At 41.3% G+C, this 17,277-nt stretch carries 16 protein-coding genes; 7 read left to right on the top strand and 9 right to left on the bottom strand.

All coding sequences use genetic code 11. The annotated features are described in order from the left end of the window. Position 1: 1 nt before the first annotated feature. The 5 genes from M0M83_RS11490 to purM all read right to left on the bottom strand — a co-directional run bounded on the left by M0M83_RS11490 (position 2) and on the right by purM (position 6,161). Positions 2–1,531, bottom strand: coding sequence for an exopolyphosphatase (locus M0M83_RS11490; RefSeq protein WP_213912617.1), 1,530 nt, complete (start codon positions 1,529–1,531; stop codon positions 2–4). A 4-nt stretch (positions 1,532–1,535) separates the two neighbouring features. Next, complete coding sequence (ppk1, locus tag M0M83_RS11485) at positions 1,536–3,605, bottom strand: polyphosphate kinase 1 (RefSeq protein WP_248466604.1); 2,070 nt, start codon at positions 3,603–3,605, stop codon at positions 1,536–1,538. Positions 3,606–3,659: 54 nt separating this feature from the next. Continuing rightward, positions 3,660–4,247, bottom strand: a complete 588-nt coding sequence (gene speG, locus M0M83_RS11480) for a spermidine N1-acetyltransferase (RefSeq protein WP_125891140.1) — start codon at positions 4,245–4,247, stop codon at positions 3,660–3,662. A gap of 235 nt (positions 4,248–4,482) precedes the next feature. Further along, positions 4,483–5,121: a phosphoribosylglycinamide formyltransferase gene (gene purN / locus M0M83_RS11475; RefSeq protein ID WP_125891139.1), complete on the bottom strand. Its 639-nt coding sequence runs from the start codon at positions 5,119–5,121 to the stop codon at positions 4,483–4,485. Next, the gene (purM, locus tag M0M83_RS11470; protein ID WP_248466603.1) at positions 5,121–6,161 is read right to left on the bottom strand and encodes a phosphoribosylformylglycinamidine cyclo-ligase; all 1,041 of its coding nucleotides are present in this window, start codon (positions 6,159–6,161) and stop codon (positions 5,121–5,123) included. The genes purN and purM overlap by 1 nt, the downstream gene beginning before the upstream one ends. 354 nt (positions 6,162–6,515) lie before the next feature. Between purM and upp the strand changes: the two genes are divergently transcribed. The 3 genes from upp (at position 6,516) to hda (ending at position 9,365) form a co-directional block, all read left to right on the top strand. Next, entirely contained in the window at positions 6,516–7,142 is a 627-nt protein-coding gene (upp, locus tag M0M83_RS11465; RefSeq protein WP_004253541.1) for a uracil phosphoribosyltransferase, read from the top strand. 98 nt (positions 7,143–7,240) lie between these two features. Beyond that, the gene (gene uraA / locus M0M83_RS11460) at positions 7,241–8,536 is read left to right on the top strand and encodes a uracil permease (RefSeq protein WP_004253542.1); all 1,296 of its coding nucleotides are present in this window, start codon (positions 7,241–7,243) and stop codon (positions 8,534–8,536) included. A 127-nt stretch (positions 8,537–8,663) separates the two neighbouring features. Beyond that, a complete protein-coding gene (hda, locus tag M0M83_RS11455) occupies positions 8,664–9,365 on the top strand; it encodes a DnaA inactivator Hda (protein ID WP_036957653.1) in 702 nt (233 codons plus the stop codon). 43 nt (positions 9,366–9,408) lie between these two features. Here hda and arsC read toward each other — a convergent pair whose 3' ends face one another. Together arsC and M0M83_RS11445 are read right to left on the bottom strand one after the other, a co-directional pair. After that, complete coding sequence (gene arsC, locus M0M83_RS11450) at positions 9,409–9,765, bottom strand: arsenate reductase (glutaredoxin) (protein ID WP_125891137.1); 357 nt, start codon at positions 9,763–9,765, stop codon at positions 9,409–9,411. A gap of 11 nt (positions 9,766–9,776) precedes the next feature. Beyond that, positions 9,777–11,240: a tetratricopeptide repeat protein gene (locus M0M83_RS11445; RefSeq protein ID WP_213912620.1), complete on the bottom strand. Its 1,464-nt coding sequence runs from the start codon at positions 11,238–11,240 to the stop codon at positions 9,777–9,779. Between the two features lie 195 nt (positions 11,241–11,435). On the opposite strand from M0M83_RS11445, the gene M0M83_RS11440 reads away from it, so the two are divergent. Beyond that, on the top strand, positions 11,436–12,500 hold the full coding sequence (locus M0M83_RS11440) for an AI-2E family transporter (RefSeq protein ID WP_213912621.1): 1,065 nt from the start codon (positions 11,436–11,438) through the stop codon (positions 12,498–12,500). 47 nt (positions 12,501–12,547) lie between these two features. On the opposite strand, the gene bcp is transcribed toward M0M83_RS11440, so the two are convergent. Beyond that, positions 12,548–13,018, bottom strand: a complete 471-nt coding sequence (bcp, locus tag M0M83_RS11435; protein WP_004253548.1) for a thioredoxin-dependent thiol peroxidase — start codon at positions 13,016–13,018, stop codon at positions 12,548–12,550. A 14-nt stretch (positions 13,019–13,032) separates the two neighbouring features. Further along, positions 13,033–13,590, bottom strand: coding sequence for a glycine cleavage system transcriptional repressor (locus M0M83_RS11430; protein WP_102139830.1), 558 nt, complete (start codon positions 13,588–13,590; stop codon positions 13,033–13,035). 286 nt (positions 13,591–13,876) lie between these two features. Here M0M83_RS11430 and dapA point away from each other — a divergent pair, with 286 nt between their 5' ends. The 3 genes from dapA (at position 13,877) to purC (ending at position 17,092) form a co-directional block, all read left to right on the top strand. Then, entirely contained in the window at positions 13,877–14,785 is a 909-nt protein-coding gene (dapA, locus tag M0M83_RS11425; protein ID WP_125891134.1) for a 4-hydroxy-tetrahydrodipicolinate synthase, read from the top strand. Positions 14,786–14,801: 16 nt separating this feature from the next. Next, positions 14,802–15,857: an outer membrane protein assembly factor BamC gene (gene bamC / locus M0M83_RS11420; protein ID WP_125891133.1), complete on the top strand. Its 1,056-nt coding sequence runs from the start codon at positions 14,802–14,804 to the stop codon at positions 15,855–15,857. A gap of 521 nt (positions 15,858–16,378) precedes the next feature. After that, a complete protein-coding gene (gene purC / locus M0M83_RS11415; RefSeq protein ID WP_102139833.1) occupies positions 16,379–17,092 on the top strand; it encodes a phosphoribosylaminoimidazolesuccinocarboxamide synthase in 714 nt (237 codons plus the stop codon). The last annotated feature ends 185 nt before the right edge of the window (positions 17,093–17,277 follow it).

Genomic DNA, 17,277 nt, shown 5'->3' with positions numbered 1-17,277 from the left:
ATCACTCATTTTCTGCGCAAATAGTTAACGACCAACCGGGAACATCTTCCCAATAGCCACTCTCTTTTTCTAAATCTAATAACATCAATGCATTTTGCGCGAGATATTCAGATGGTAAATAGAGAGTCCAGTGCCCATCATCCGTTTCTATTCGTAATGAAGAGGGGATCGTTGTAGATTGGCGTTGATTATTTAACAAAATGGCTAGCCGCAAAATTTGAATAAGCGGCATAAATTGTTTTCTTTTAAATAAGTTAAATTTAGGGATATCGTCATACTTGATAGCCCTTCGATGGTTACGCACTAATGTTGCAAGTAATAACTGCTGTTCTTGGTTGAAACCCGGTAAATTGGTATTTTGCAATATATAAGCAGAATGGCGGTGCATACCGCTATGATTAATACTTAAGCCAACTTCATGGAGCATAACTGCCCATATTAAAATGGATTCCAGCTGGGGATTGAGTTGTTTGGGGTTTTGTTGCCCCCACTGGAAATAAAGCTCTTCCATCGTTTTTAATACGCGTTTAGCTTGCTCTCTGTCGATATTATAATGTTCAGCAAGGCTTAATGCAGTACGCTGGCGGATATCTTGGTGGCGAAAGCGGCCTTCCATTTCATATAAAACGCCTTCACGTAATGCGCCGTCAGATAAACGTAACTCTTTAATTTCTAAGGAATCAAATACAGCAAGTAAAATGGCTAAACCAGGAACAAATACGCGTTTACGTTCGTTAGATAGACCTAATATATTCAACGAGCTAAATGACTTATATTTTAATGCCATTTGCTTGATTTCGATAAGGCGTTCCCGAGTGATAATGCCGTCTTTATAGCCTAATTCTTGTATCACACCATGGGCGGCTTTGATGGTACCAGAAGCGCCCATTGCGACGTCCCATGTTTGTTTTTTAAATAAAATTGCGGTGCTCTCTAATTTTAAGCAAGCCCCTAGATAAGCGCGACTAAAAAATTCAGGGGTAATTTCTTCATTTGGAAAATAAGTACGGGCAAAACTCACACAGCCCATTCGACGACTTTCAATCAAAAGAGGCTCAAATTTTTCACCAATGACTAATTCTGTTGAACCACCACCGATATCGAGAACCAATTTACGGCCTTTTTCGGGTTGAGTGTGTTCAACCCCCATAAAAATCAAGCGAGCTTCTTCTTGGCCTGAAATGATTTCAATCGGGTAAGGGATGATTTCTTTAGCGCGTTGCAGAAACTGTTTTACATTAGTCGCCACCCGTAATGAGTGAGTCCCAACAATACACACGTTCTCAGGGGAAAAACCTTGTAACCGTTCGGCAAACAACGCGAGGCAGGCAAGCCCACGCTCCATGGCTTCTTCGCTTAATTCATTGGTATCACTTAGGCCATCAGCGAGGTGAACACGCTTTTTTAAACGAGTGAGAACTTGCAATGCACCGTTGACAATACGGGCAATGACCATATGAAAACTATTTGAGCCTAAATCTATAGCCGCAATTTCTTGTGGTCTCGGTGTTGATGCGTTGGTTATTGGCATATTTTTAAGCTCTTGTATCAGGTGTTTCGATTGATTTTAAATAATCATACACAGCAAGTTGGGCCTGAATTTTACGTTTATTTCCGCGGGGAACATAATGATTACTTAAATCTTTGTCAACATAACGTGCTTTTACGGTATCGCTAAATTGCAGCTCTAAAATATCCAACACCCGTTGTTTTAAATGTGAGTCGACTAAGCTAACGGCAACTTCAATGCGGTAGTCAATATTGCGCGTCATCCAGTCAGCGGAGGAAATAAAGACTTTTTCGTCACCCGCATTGGTGAAAACATAGACACGGTCATGCTCAAGGAAGCGGTCAACAATACTGGTTACTTGAATATTTTCACTGTAGCCAGCTTGACCTGCCACTAAAGAGCACATCCCCCTGACTAACAAACGAATTTTGACACCCGCATTGGAGGCATCATACAGTTTGTCAATTAACTCTTTATCGACTAAATTATTGATTTTTAATGTGATGCCACTGGGCCGCTCAGCGAGCGCATTTTCGATTTCTTGGTCAATTAAGGCCATCAAACGGATCCGTGTATTTTGTGGGGACACCATTAAATTATCAAAAGTCACTGGGCGGTATGGGTTTTCAATAAAGCTAAATACCCGACGAACTTCGTTGGTGATCAGCTCATTTGCAGTGAGTAGGGAGTAATCGGTATAAAGCCGAGCGGTTTTTTCGTTAAAATTACCCGTACCAATATGGGCATAGCGAACGATTTGGCCTTCTTCCATACGTGAAATAATAAATAATTTTGCATGGATTTTAAGCCCTGGCGCGGAGAAAATAACATGCACGCCGGCTTCGGTTAACCGTTTAGCCCAATGAATATTGGCGGCTTCATCAAACCGTGCTTGTAACTCAACGACCACCGTGACTTTTTTTCCATTATGGGCGGCATGAATGACAGAGTCGATAATGCGAGAGTCTTTCGCGACACGGTAAATATTAATTTTAATCGACAAGACATTCGGGTCAAAAGACGCTTGTCGTAATAACTCTAAAGTATGCTCAAAGGTATAGTAGGGATAATACAGCAGCACATCACGTTCACGAATGGCATCGAAACCGTTACGGAAATTATCAAACCAACGATGACGCAGCCTTGGTAATGGCTTGTTTAATAAATTTTTATTTCCCTCATTCGGGAAGTTAATAAAATCTTTAAAATTGTGGTAGCGACCGCCAGCAATCACGGAGTCATCACTGGATAACCCCAGTTTTTCACGTAAAAGAGCAACCATTTCGTCAGGCATATCACGTTGATAGACAAAACGTACAGGCTCTGCGGTTAAACGCTGTTTTAATGTGGATGACATTATCTCAAGTAAGCTCGATTCCATCTCTGTTGCGATGTCGTACTCCGCATCACGCGTCATTTTCATCGAATAGGCATTGAGCTTATCGTAATCAAAGAAGCCTTTGAAAATTTCATCCAGTGTATAGCGAAGGATATTGTCAATTAAAATCATTGACTTGCGACGCTTTGGCATTTCAGGCGGTAGGTTAACAAACCGAGGCACTTTATCGGAAGGAATTTCCAACAGTGCATATTGAATTTGGTTACCATTGATGATTTCAACAGCAAGATACGTGTAGTCATCTTTTAGGAATTCAACGAGATTGGTATCAGGATTAATTAATATTGGCGTAATATGCTGACGCAGATTCTGCCGAAAATATTGACGTAACCAAATCTGTTGGCGTGGAGAAATTTGCCGTTCGTTAATCAAGAATATTTGATTACGCGCCATTTCCAATAGTAAGTCATTGTAGAGAATATCGAATTCTTGTTCTTGTTTGGCAACTCTTGATTGAATTTTTTTTAATAAATGGCGAGCACCGCTTGCCGAACCGCGTTCTTCATTAATTAAAATACGGCGTTTGACGTCGGCGAAGCGGACTTTATAAAATTCGTCTAGATTATTGGAATAAATCCCCAAAAAACGCATTCGTTCAATAAGAGGGTTACGCTTGTCGGCTGCTTCTTGTAAAACACGCTCGTTAAAAGACAGCCAGCTTAACTCTTTTTCATGATAGAGACGTTCTTGGGACATTCTAACTCCGTATTAGACTCTTATTACTTTATGGCTATGATACCAGTCAGTTAGCTAAATGTGTTGTTTAATTGCTTTATCTTGGCTAATAACACTTTCTGGATTGGCAGATTGCTGCTTCATCGTAAAATATTGTTGTTGAAAAATACACATACGGATAGCGGTGTGATAACGGCCATTGACAAAAAACTCGTCGATCAGTTCGCCTTCAGTATGGAAGCCTAGTTTATTATAAATATGGATAGCTTTGACATTTTCTTTATCAACAATAAGATAAAGTTTATATAAGTTTAATACAGAAAACGCGTAGTCCATTGCTAATTTTGCAGCGCGACTCGCATAGCCATGACCTTGATGTCTTGGTGCAATGATAATCTGAAATTCAGAGCGTCGGTGAATATAGTCAATCTCGACCAATTCGACTAGGCCAACTTTTTCGCTGTCGTTCTCGACAATAAAGCGGCGCTCAGACTGGTCATGAATATGTTTATCGTAAAGATCGCTTAACTCAACAAAAGCTTCGTAAGGTTCTTCAAACCAATAACGCATAACACTGGCATTATTATCAAGCTGGTGAATGAAAGCTAAATCTTCACGTTCAAGTGGGCGCAACCTAAACGGATGAACTTGCCCGGTCGTCATAAAAATACCTCTATTTAGTTAGGAAAAATGTTTTGTTCTTCGAAGCTAAGGATAACATTTATTTACGATAAAATAATGACATAGCACAGAGAGATTATCACCTTGTTGAAAAATAATTCATTTTACTTAGGGGGAAGCGGTTTAACTCAATACTGTTCTATGTTATTCCATGTGAAATACGACGAAAAAAGGGTGGAAATCCACCCTTAAAATGCGATTTCGCGTATCACGAATATTATTCGTTAGCGTAACCTTGTTGCGGTAAAATATTATCATCTAACAAAGCCTTACCGTTATCCATCACTAATCGGCCACTGATGAACCACTCAACGACTAATGGATAAATCGCATGTTCTTGGGTTTTTATCCGCTCGATAATATCGTCTTCGTTATCTTGTTCAAAGATAGGCACTCTAGCTTGTAAAATCACAGGCCCGCCATCGAGTTCTTCAGTAACGAAATGAACGGATGTACCATGTTCTTTATCTCCATTTTCCAATGCTTTACGGTGTGTGTGTAAACCAGGATATTTAGGTAACAAAGAAGGATGGATGTTGAGTAATTTCCCCGCAAAGTGGTTGACGAATTGGGCTGATAAAATGCGCATAAAACCGGCTAATACGACTAAATCGGGCTGAAACTGGTCAACATATGCGAGTAAGGCGGCATCATAGGCTTGGCGGTCTGCATACTGTTTCGCATCTAAATAACAGGCTGGGATCCCAGCCTGTTGTGCTCGAATAAGGCCATAAGCATTTTCTTGATTGCTAATGACCGCAACAATTTGAGCGCCGATTGCCCCTGAGTGGCAGTTATCAATCAATGATTGCAAATTACTGCCACTGCCAGAAATGAGGACAACAATTTTTTTCATTAGCGGATCACAACCTGCTCTTCACCCGCGGGTAATGTGCCAATGGTACCGATTTGCCATGCGTTTTCACCAAGTTTGTTCAACAGAGTAAGTGCATTTGCCACTTCCTGTTGTGGTAGCGCAATAATAATACCGACTCCACAGTTGAAGGTACGGTACATTTCGTGAGTGCTCACATCACCAGCTTGCTGTAACCAGTTAAAGACAGCAGGCCATTGCCAGCTGCTACCGTCAATAATTGCTTGTGTGTTTTCAGGCAGTACGCGAGGAATATTTTCCCAGAAACCACCACCCGTAATGTGGGCAATAGCGTGGATATCACTGTTTGCGATCAGCTCTAATACATTTTTAACATAAATGCGTGTTGGTTCTAATAAATGGTCAGCTAAAGGTTTCCCATCTAATTGCGTTTCTTCTGGGTTGGTTTGACTGACTTCGAGGATCTTGCGAACTAACGAATAGCCATTTGAATGCGGGCCGCTAGACGCTAAAGCAATTAAAGCATCCCCAGCACTCACTTTGCTGCCATCGATGATTTCTGAGCGTTCAACTACGCCAACACAGAAACCAGCCACATCGTAGTCTTCACCATGGTACATCCCCGGCATTTCTGCGGTTTCACCACCAACTAACGCGCAACCCGATTGTTTACAGCCTTCAGCGATACCGGTGATCACACTCGCAGCGGTATCAACGTCCAGTTTACCGGTCGCGTAATAATCAAGGAAAAACAGAGGCTCTGCGCCTTGAACGATCAAATCATTGACACACATAGCGACAAGGTCAATGCCAATGGAGTCATGACGTTTTAAATCCATTGCTAGGCGTAATTTGGTACCGACACCGTCAGTGCCTGAAACTAAAACAGGCTCACGGTATTTTTGCGGTAGGGAACATAATGCACCGAATCCCCCAAGCCCGCCCATCACTTCAGGGCGGCGGGTTTCTTTTACGACACCTTTAATACGTTCAACCAAGGCGTTACCCGCATCAATATCAACACCGGCATCTTTATAGCTGAGAGAGGTTTTATCAGTCACTACGGCCCCCAAGGCAATTACATTTTTGAGAAAAATAACATCATTGACATTATTCTAACAGGCTAGGCAAACGTTTGCGATAGCTTTGTGTTGGAAATTTTTTTTAGTACTCGCGATCAAAAAAGAGGATTGCTAAGTAGTCGTACAGCAAAATAATAAATGATTTTATTTAAATCAAATTTGCGGTTTAGCCAATTTCAACTTAACTGAGATAAGGTATGATCCTAGAAAAAATTGTGTTAATCGCTGTTGTTTTGACCAAAATCAAGCGTTATCTAGTGGCAACCAAAGCTAAAAGAGGTATAATCCGGCGATTTTTTTGTCCGCCGCCGTCTTAAATAGTAGGAGAAACCCATGAAGATCGTTGAGGTAAAACACCCTCTCGTTAAACATAAACTCGGCCTGATGCGAGATCATGATATAAGCACTAAACGCTTTCGTGAACTGGCCTCAGAGGTTGGTAGCCTACTGACTTATGAAGCAACTGCTGACCTTGAAACTGAAAAAGTGACTATCGATGGTTGGTGTGGTCCTGTAGAAATAGAACAAATTAAAGGTAAGAAAATCACTGTAGTACCAATTCTCCGTGCTGGTATTGGTATGATGAATGGTGTATTAGATAGTATTCCAAGTGCACGTATCAGTGTGGTAGGTGTTTATCGTGATGAAGAAACACTGCAGCCTGTCCCTTATTTCCAAAAACTCGCCTCTAACATTGAAGAACGTATGGCATTAGTCGTTGACCCAATGTTAGCAACGGGTGGCTCAATGATTGCTACCATTGATTTGTTAAAAAATGCGGGTTGTACCTCGATTAAAATCTTAGTCCTTGTTGCAGCGCCAGAAGGTTTAAAAGCGTTAGAAGCTGCGCATCCAGATGTTGAATTATACACCGCTTCAATTGATGAGTATTTAAATGAAGAGGGGTATATCGTTCCGGGTCTCGGTGACGCGGGCGACAAGATATTTGGTACTAAATAATGATAAGCCGACTGAGAAGTCGGCTTTTTTTTGATTAATTGTAGAGACTCACTGCTTACTCAGTGATTAGCCACTTCGCTAAAAGAGGATAAAGTCACATGACTCGTCGCACCATCAGTGTTGAAGAAAGACCGCCATTATTACAAACTATCCCACTGAGCCTTCAACATCTGTTTGCTATGTTTGGCGCAACCGTTATCGTACCCATTCTGTTTGGTGTAAACCCCGCGACAATTTTGCTGTTTAATGGAATAGGGACGCTGCTGTATCTATTTATTTGTAAAGGGCAGATCCCAGCTTATTTAGGTTCAAGCTTTGCATTCATTTCCCCTGTGTTGATTTTATTACCATTAGGTTATGAGCTGGCGCTCGGCGGCTTTATTATTTGTGGTGTGTTGTTCTGTATCGTTGCATTGATTGTTAAAGTTGCGGGAAGAGGGTGGATCAACGTGATGTTTCCCCCAGCGGCAATGGGAGCAATTGTGGCTGTGATCGGTTTAGAGCTTGCTCAAACCGCTGCAGGTATGGCTGGGCTTTTACCTAAAGATGGTGCAGTGGTTGATTCAAATACGTTAATTATCTCCTTGACGACGTTATCGGTCACTATTCTTTGTGCTGTCGTTTTCCGTGGGTTTTTATCTATAATCCCGATTTTGATTGGCTTTTTAGCGGGTTATGCATTGTCCTATTTTATGGGTATTGTGGATTTCACCCCTGTCATTGAAGCACCATGGTTTGCTATCCCGACATTTTATACACCACGTTTCGAATGGTTTGCCATTTTAACTATTTTACCTGCGGCTCTAGTGGTAATTGCTGAGCACGTAGGGCACTTAGTGGTCACTGCGAATATTGTTGAACGTGACTTAATGAAATCGCCAGGTTTACATCGCTCAATGTTTGCCAATGGGTTCTCTACAGTGATTTCAGGTTTCTTTGGCTCAACACCGAATACGACTTATGGTGAAAACATTGGGGTAATGGCAATTACCAAGGTATACAGTACTTGGGTGATTGGTGGCGCTGCAATTATCGCCATTTTATTATCTTGTGTTGGTAAGTTAGCCGCGGCTATTCAATTAGTGCCGGTTCCTGTAATGGGCGGGGTTTCACTCTTATTATACGGGGTGATTGGTGCATCAGGTATTCGCGTATTAATTGATTCAAAAGTCGATTATAACAAGCCACAGAATTTGATCTTAACCTCAGTGATTTTAATTATTGGTGTCAGTGGTGCGGTTATCCATATAGGTCAAGCTGAACTCAAGGGTATGGCGTTGGCAACGATAGTCGGGATCTTTATGGCATTATTGTTCCGCTTTATTACTTTTGTTAGGCCTGAAAAGCAATTTGTAACATCTGAAGTGCAAGAGCTTGATAGCAATAAAAAATAAGCCATGTGACTTTCCTTATTGCCGTTCGGTTGTTCGAGCGGCATTTGGTCACCGTTCTTATTCATCTATCCGTATTTTTTATGGTAAACTGCGAGATGAAAATTGATTTGTACAGCCAGAGGCGCTTCTGAACACACCATCACAGCTTTCATTACCACTATATCTGCCAGATGATGAAACCTTTGCAAGCTTTTATGCAGGGGAAAATGGGGCGTTGCTGTCTGCTATTCAGTCTGCTATTAATCAACCACACGGTAGTTATATCTATTATTGGTCGCGAGAAGGTGGTGGAAAAAGCCATTTATTGCATGCGGCTTGCGCAGAGCTGTCTGAACAAGGTATTGCAGTAGGCTATGTCCCTTTAGATAAACGTGCATATTTTGTCCCTGAAGTACTAGACGGGATGGAGCATTTATCACTCGTTTGTATTGATAATATTCAGTGCATCGCGGGTGATGAAGAGTGGGAAATGGCGATTTTCAATTTATATAATCGTATTTTGGAAATTGGCCGAACTTGTTTATTAATCACTGGGGATAGGCCACCTCGGCAAATCGAACTGAAATTACCTGATTTAGCCTCTCGCCTTGATTGGGGGCAAATTTATAAACTGCATCCACTCAGTGATGAAGATAAGATTTGGGCTCTTCAATTACGCGCTCGTATTCGTGGTTTCGAATTACCGGAAGATGTGTGCCGTTTCGTATTAAAACGCTTAGATAGAAAAATGGGAACCTTGTTTGATATCTTAAACAAACTTGACCACGCATCCATCGTTGCTCAGCGCAAATTAACGATCCCTTTCGTAAAAGATATTCTAAAACTTTAGCGGGCTAAGCGAGTTGGCAGCTGCACAGCTGCCAAAATAGCGATTATAAAATTTCACTCACTTGCTCAGGTGGACGCCCTAAACGCGCTTTATCTCCATTCACAACGATAGGTCGTTCAATCAACTTAGGGTTCTCATGCATCGCTTTGATGAGTTGTGCTTGAGTTAAAGAGTCATCGGCTAATTTTAATTCTTTATATAACTCGTCTTTGGTACGCATTAATTGACGAGCATCTTTGAACCCTAACATTTCAAGCAGTTTTTTGATTTCAGCCACGCTTGGAGGCGTATTTAAATACTCGATCACGGTTGGCGTAATGCCTTTATCTGTTAAAAGCGCTAACGTTTCTCGGCTTTTAGAGCAACGTGGGTTGTGATAAATCTTAATTGAATCCGTCATTATTTAATTCCTTACGGTTTTGCATTTTGATCGCGTAATTGTAGTTTTCGAAGTGCATCAATGCGAGCGTCATAACGCTGTTGCTCGTAACTGCCTAAACGGCTTTGGCGACTCGCATCACTGAGATAATTAATCGCAATGTCGTAATTACCTCGTAATGCCATCCCTTCTGCGTAAGCAGCAAGTTCTTCAGTACGTTTACCTTGTTTTGCGGATGCCTCTGCCAGTAAATCCCAACCAATTGGGTCATCAGGGTAATCAAATGTGTATTTATTCAGTAAAGTTGTCGCTTCTTTATACTGATGATTGTTAATTAGCGCATTAGCTAGGTTGACCATAAATACGGTGTTTTTTGGTGCTTTTTTCAATGCATTTTGTAAGCGGGATACCGCTCTAGCAACTTGATGCTGTTCAATATCGACATCTGTCATACTGTCGATAAACCAAGGGTTATCGGGTTGTTTCGCTAATAGCTCTGTCAGGATTTTACCTGCTTCTGCGTATTTTTTGTCTTGAGAAAGGAGTAAAGCTTTCCCATATTGAGCCGCAATTTGTTCTTGTGCAGAACCTTTCCCGTAATTTTCAATGATTTGGTCTAAAGCATGTTTTTGCTCGGTGCTATACATGGCCAAAATACGGACTCTGGCTAACATAAAATCCAGTGATGAAGGCACACTCACTTTAGGGTATTGGTTCGAGCGGTTTCTGGCATCCGCTAAACGGCTATCCGGTAAGGGGTGCGTTAGCAGGATTTCAGGGGGCTTAGACATATAGCGGGTTTGGTCTGACATGGTTTGCATAAAATCAGCCATGGCGTGTGGGTCAAAGCCAGAGCGTCGTAATGTTTGCAAGCCAATACGGTCAGCTTCTTGCTCATTGGCTTGGGTAAAGCTTATCATGCCTTGCTGCACCCCAGCCATCGTGCTGGTTAATGCTGCAAAACCAGCTTGAGGGTTTGCCATGACTAACAGTAAAGAACCAATAGTCCCAGCAATCGCGAGAGGCGTGGTGCTCTTTTGGTCTTCCATCATTCGCGCAAGGTGCCTTTGTGTAACGTGAGATATTTCGTGCGCCATGACGGAGGCTAGCTGACTTTCATTTTGGCTGTACCGGAACAATGCGGAGTGCAGCACGACATTTCCCCCAAAATAGGCGTATGCGTTAATATTGGGGTTGTTAACTAAGTAGAACTTAAACGGTGTTTTAACTGAGTCGGCATTTTTCACTAACCGCATGCCAAGTTTGTTAACATATTGGGTTAACAGCGGGTCATAAATAAGAGGGGTGCTGGCACGTATTTGGCGTGTGATAGCATCTCCCATAATAATTTCTTGGTTGATACTAAGAGTGCCTCCCGCCGTCGTTCCTATATCGGGTAAGGTATCTTCAATTGCACTATAAGCAGGTAAAACTGCACCGTTCATTAGCGCAGCGATCATGAAAGCCAATAATGGACATTTTAAATTTTTCTTCATGAAACGTGAGTATCCCATACAACATTTTAATTTAGGGTAAGTACCGACTTTATTTCGGGTGTACTTTAAGTAAGGCACTTAAAAATGCGAAAAGTTTAAAACACATGATAGCAAAAGCTATCGTAAAATCTGTTCTTCGGTATAATTTTCGTTACTTTAGGAACTGTCCTTTGTGTTATTCCCCAGGAGCAATAAATGCTGGAATTGTTTTTACAGTGGTATCGTCGGCGTTTTGCGGACCCACAAGCCATAGCCCTCTTTACATTACTCGTATCGGGGTTTGTGATCATCTTCTTTTTCAGCAGTATACTGGCGCCATTGCTGGCGGCAATTGCTTTAGCTTATTTGCTTGAATGGCCAACAAACTTATTACAGCGCATAGGGCTATCCCGCTCAGTTTCTGTCGGTATCATTTTGACCTTGTTTGCAGGAATAAGTGCCATGGTTATTTTAATTATTGCGCCGACAGCATGGCAGCAAGGAATTAATTTGATGGCCGATCTACCAAATATGGTTAACAGGTTCAATGAATTTGCACAGAAACTTCCAGAACAATACCCTGCATTAGTGGATGTTGGCATCATCGATATGATGGCCGATAACCTCCGTAGCCGTATGTCAGGTATTGCAGACTCAGTGGTTAAAGCGTCAGTGGCTTCGTTAATTGGTATTTTTACTTTAGCCGTTTACTTAGTTCTCGTGCCATTGATGACATTCTTCCTTTTAAAAGATAAAGAACGTATTAGCAAAAGTTTTCTTAAATTGTTACCCAAAAACCGTTTGTTAGTAGGAAAAGTTTGGGTTGAAATGAATGAACAAATCACCAACTACTTACGAGGAAAAGTTACAGAAATGGTGATTGTTGGGGTGGCGACCTATTTATGTTTTGCTTATTTTGACTTGCGTTATTCCGTATTGTTATCGGTTCTAGTCGGCGTGGCGGTATTAATCCCTTATATTGGTGCGGTAGCGGCTACGATCCCTGTGGTTATTGTTGCACTCTTTCAGTTTGGTGTTGGCAGCGAATTTTGGTACTTAATGTTGGCATATTTAGTGATCCAAGGTTTGGATAGCAACGTTGTTGTGCCTTTATTGTTTTCTGAAGCGGTGAATTTACATCCACTTGTGATTATTTTATCGGTTGTGATCTTTGGTGGGTTATGGGGCTTTTGGGGGGTATTTTTTGCAATACCATTAGCAACGCTGATTAAAGCGGTTATCCATGTATGGCCGGAAGAAACAACAGAATCAACCAAATAGGTTAGGAATAGTGCTGTATGGGGGCATACAGCACTATGCCGTGATGATTAAGCGTGTGTATTAATGTAATCAAGCACGATTTCGTGGTGGTTACTGGTTTTAAAATTGTCAAAGACGTGTTCTATTTTCCCAGTAGGGTCAACGAGGAAGCTAATACGATGAATTCCATCATAGGTTTTCCCCATGAATTGTTTTTCACCCCAAACTCCAAATTGCTCACATACTTGGTGGTCTTCATCTGATAATAAAGTGAAGTTCAACATCTCTTTTTCAGCGAAACGAGACAGTTTTTCTGGCTTGTCTGTGCTAATACCTAATACTTCGACACCTTTCGCTTTAAGTGTATCCATTTCATCACGTAGACCACACGCTTGAACAGTACAGCCAGGTGTCATCGCTTTAGGATAAAAGTAAACTAATACGCGTTGACCCTGATAATCAGAAAGATTGATGAGCTCACCATCTTGGTCAGGAAGGCTAAATTGAGGCGCCTTATCACCGGCTTTCAATGGGTTCATTACATATATCTCCGTTAACTTTGCATATTGGGGTTGTTAACAATACTTATGTTGCCTTTGGCATTTAGCATTGTACACAGTTGTTGAAATTTATTTTTTATGATTATGCCATTATCGTCCAACGGATCGTGTGCAGTAATCTGAATTTCCAGTTGAGCGGGCATATCATTATTGGCTGGTTGTGTTTTAGAAACAAGCTCCGCGATATTACATTGAGAGGTTGTGAATAAATTTGTGAATTGCTCGACAATACGGGGTGCATCGTCAACAACAATATTCACTGTTACGGTTGATGGATAATAGGTTGTTTGGACACTCTGGGTTCTTTTCATTACGATGAGCAAGTCAAGCTCAGCACCTTTAGGTGGCAATGTCGCCTCTAAAAGGGTGATTGCATTCCAGCTGCCTGATAACATCATAATAAAGGTGAATTCCTTGCCAAACATCGCTAAGCGACTATCTTCAATATTACAGTCACACTCGCTGACGAGGCGTGTAATGGTATTCACAATGCCCGGACGATCTGTTCCCAGCGCAGTAATGACAAGAAATTGCTGTTCAGTCTTAGGCAAAGTCTATTCCTTAGTATTTTAATTATGTTAGTTAAATATTTGATTAGAATATAGCTGTATAATTCGAGCACTAAAAACTGGCTAACTATAAAGGTAAGGAAACCATAAAAAAGGCAATCTGCCAAGAGGGGAAATAGACTCTTGCGAGAAATGTCAGTGAATTATTACTTCTATTTAAGTTAATGTCTTTGGCATTAACAAAATTCATTAAATTCTTGCTATTGAGTGGTTTTCTTCTTTGAAATGAAAAAGTAACATGGGGGTTCAATTATTGAGGGGTATCGCTATGGCTAATGGAAACGCAAATTATAAAGATTTTTTAACAGGAAGCATTGTTGCAGTCATTACACCAATGGATTCGGCAGGGCGTTTAGATAAAGCCAGTCTAAAAAAATTGGTGGATTACCATGTTGAAAGCGGAACAACGGCTATTGTTTCTGTTGGTACAACTGGCGAGTCAGCAACCTTAACGCATAAAGAGCATGTCGATGTCGTGAAAGCGACGCTCGAATTAGCGGATGGCCGTATTCCTATTATTGCAGGAGCGGGCGCAAACGCAACAGCAGAAGCTATTTCTCTAACAAATGATTTTGAAAACAGTGGCGTAGTTGCTTGCCTGACAGTAACACCTTATTATAATAGACCTTCTCAGGAAGGGTTATATCAGCACTTTAAAGCAATATCAGAAAACACCAGCTTGCCACAAATTCTTTATAATGTACCATCACGGACGGGCTGTGATATGTTGCCAGAAACCGTGGGGCGTTTAGCAAAACTGGCGAATATTGTTGCAATTAAAGAGGCAACAGGGAACTTAGCTAGGGTTCATCAAATCAAAGAACTGGTTGATGATGATTTTGTACTGCTAACAGGTGATGACGCAACAGCACTTGATTTCATGCAACTAGGTGGTAAAGGCGTTATTTCGGTCACATCCAACGTTGCTGCAGCGCAGATGGTAAAAATGTGTGACTTAGCGCTTGCAGGCAAATATACTGAGGCGCGTGAATTAAATAAAAAACTGATGGGGCTTCATCTTCAGTTATTTGTTGAACCAAATCCAATTCCAGCGAAGTGGGGCTGTCATCGCTTAGGTCTGATTTCAGATGGTACATTACGGTTGCCAATGACACCGTTAACCACCTCAGGCCAGCAAAAAGTTGAGGAAGCTTTGAGACTCGCTGGGTTACTGTAAAATTTAGGGAATTTTAATGGCAACATTATTGCAAAAATCGAAGGTTATGAAGGTTGCTGGCCTGTCACTTGTCGTGTTACTGGCAGCCTGCTCCAGCGATCAGCGCTATAAACGTCAGGTCAGTGGTGATGAGGAATATCTCAATGCTGCGCCATTGAAAGTGTTGAATGTGCCACAAGGGCTGACATTACCAGAACAAAATGGTGAGTATGACATCCCTAAAGCCACATCAACAGGGGCAATAGGAAAAGCGTTAGATATTCGTCCACCAGTACTGACAATTTCGCAATTAGCGGGCTCACGTACAGAGGATAGCGCGGAAGCAAGTCGTTTGTTGCTAGAAAATACACCTGAAAATAGTGCACTTTGGTCACAAGTTACGATGATCTTAGAGCAAAGAGGGATCCCAGTTTCATCTAAAGACGATGGTTCTCGCTCAATTGAAACCGATTGGGTTAAATGGGATCGTGCAGATGAAAACGTTCCAATTGAAAGCCGCCATAAAGTCACGGTACAACCCGAAAACGGTATGATGGCATTGACGGTAACAAGCTTAGGTTTACGTCAAGGCGGAGAGACAATTACCGATGTTGTCGAAACTCAACGATATAACAAACTGTTATTGAATGAATTAACCGATAACTTATATACATTACGTGATACTTCAAACAAAGGTAGCATTCAAAACGCGTATGGCATTATAGATGTTCAAACGGGTAGTGATGATACTGGCTTACCTTTAATTGTCGTTCGTGCACCATTTGACGCAGTATGGGAGCGTTTACCTCACACCTTAGAAAGTGTTGGTATGAAAGTGGGTGATCGTACACGTTCAAGTGGTTCTGTAATGGTGACTTACAAAGGTTTAAGCAGCTCAGAATGGCAGGCCTTGGGCATTGATGACCCAACTGTGCCAGAAGCAGACTATAAAGTGCAGGTCGGTGATTTAAATAACCGTAGCACACTGCAATTTATCACCACTAAAGGTGTGCCTTTAACACAGAAACAAAATGATGAAATGGTTGCAGCGCTGAAAGCAGCATTTAGTAAAGCACCCGCTAAAAAGTCATAATTCAACATTTTGAGATTGTTAATTAAACCGTAGCTTAAATACAAGCTGCGGTTTTTTTATTTAAATTGGATGGGGTTGTATTAGGGTAAAGATATTAAGTTTCATACGCATAGGCTGGTGGTTATCAGCTCTGTATTTTGTTTATTTCATGCTACTCGTAATCTATATACTTAATTAGTTATTAAATAGCATTTCATCAATTTGAATTTTCCTTCTCTGGTAGGCTAATTTTATTTTTCATATTTCCACCTAAAACAAATGGACAAAAAATCAGTGTTTATGGTTAAGTAATCGTTTGCGTCTGCTCGGGAATTTTATTATCATGATTAGCAGTGAATTATAAAATATTGAATATCAGCGAGTTAGCGTTTCGCATGGTGATTTTCAGTAACTGACTGAAACAGAGCAGAAAATTAACAATGAATAGGCCATTTGGCTGGTTTTTGTTCTTCTGTTACTTATCTGAATCTGCTGTGCAGGTTGATTTTGTTTAGTTTAATCACATCTCTGGAGTGTGTAAGATGCAAAAGAAAGCTGAGTTGTATCGTGGTAAGGCAAAAACAGTCTATACCACAGAGGATCCTGATCTACTGGTTCTGGAGTTCCGTAATGATACATCAGCACTCGATGGTGAACGTATCGAGCAGTTTGACCGTAAAGGTATGGTAAATAACAAATTTAATCATTTCATTATGAGTAAATTAGAAGCCGCCGGTATTCCAACGCAAATGGAAGCATTGTTGTCTGACACAGAAGCTCTGGTGAAAAAGTTAGATATGGTGCCGGTTGAGTGTGTGATCCGTAACCGTGCAGCAGGTTCACTGGTAAAACGCTTAGGTGTTGAAGAGGGCATGGAATTAAATCCGCCACTATTCGACTTATTTTTAAAGGACGATGCCAAACATGACCCGATGGTGAATGAATCGTACTGTGAGACATTTGGCTGGGTGAGTAAAGAAAACTTGGCAAAAATGCGTGAGCTAAGCTACAAAGCCAATGAAGTGCTCAGTAAAATTTTTGCTGATGCAGGGTTAATCTTAGTCGATTTTAAACTGGAGTTTGGCTTGTATAAAGGCCAAGTGGTATTAGGCGATGAATTTTCCCCAGACGGTAGCCGTTTATGGGACAAAGAAACGCTAAATAAAATGGATAAAGACCGTTTTCGTCAGAGCCTTGGCGGCTTAATTGAGGCTTACGAAGAAGTCGCTCGTCGTATTGGCGTACAGTTAGATTAATCGATTTCCTATAATTTGAATGAAATTTTAGCCTGCATTGCAGGCTATTTTTTTAGCTATAAACTCAAGGCGGCTATTGGCGGATCAAATGAGTGATCCATGAAGCGAGAGCGGTATCCGTGGCACTTATTTGTAGTTGCTGACTAAGTGACATCAATGTCGGTGCGGGAAGTGGGCTTTCAACT

This window comes from Providencia rettgeri (assembly GCF_023205015.1).
Classification (GTDB): domain Bacteria; phylum Pseudomonadota; class Gammaproteobacteria; order Enterobacterales; family Enterobacteriaceae; genus Providencia; species Providencia rettgeri_E.
The sequence above is the reverse complement of the archived record's forward strand: the minus strand, read 5'-3'. Positions and strand labels throughout refer to the sequence as shown.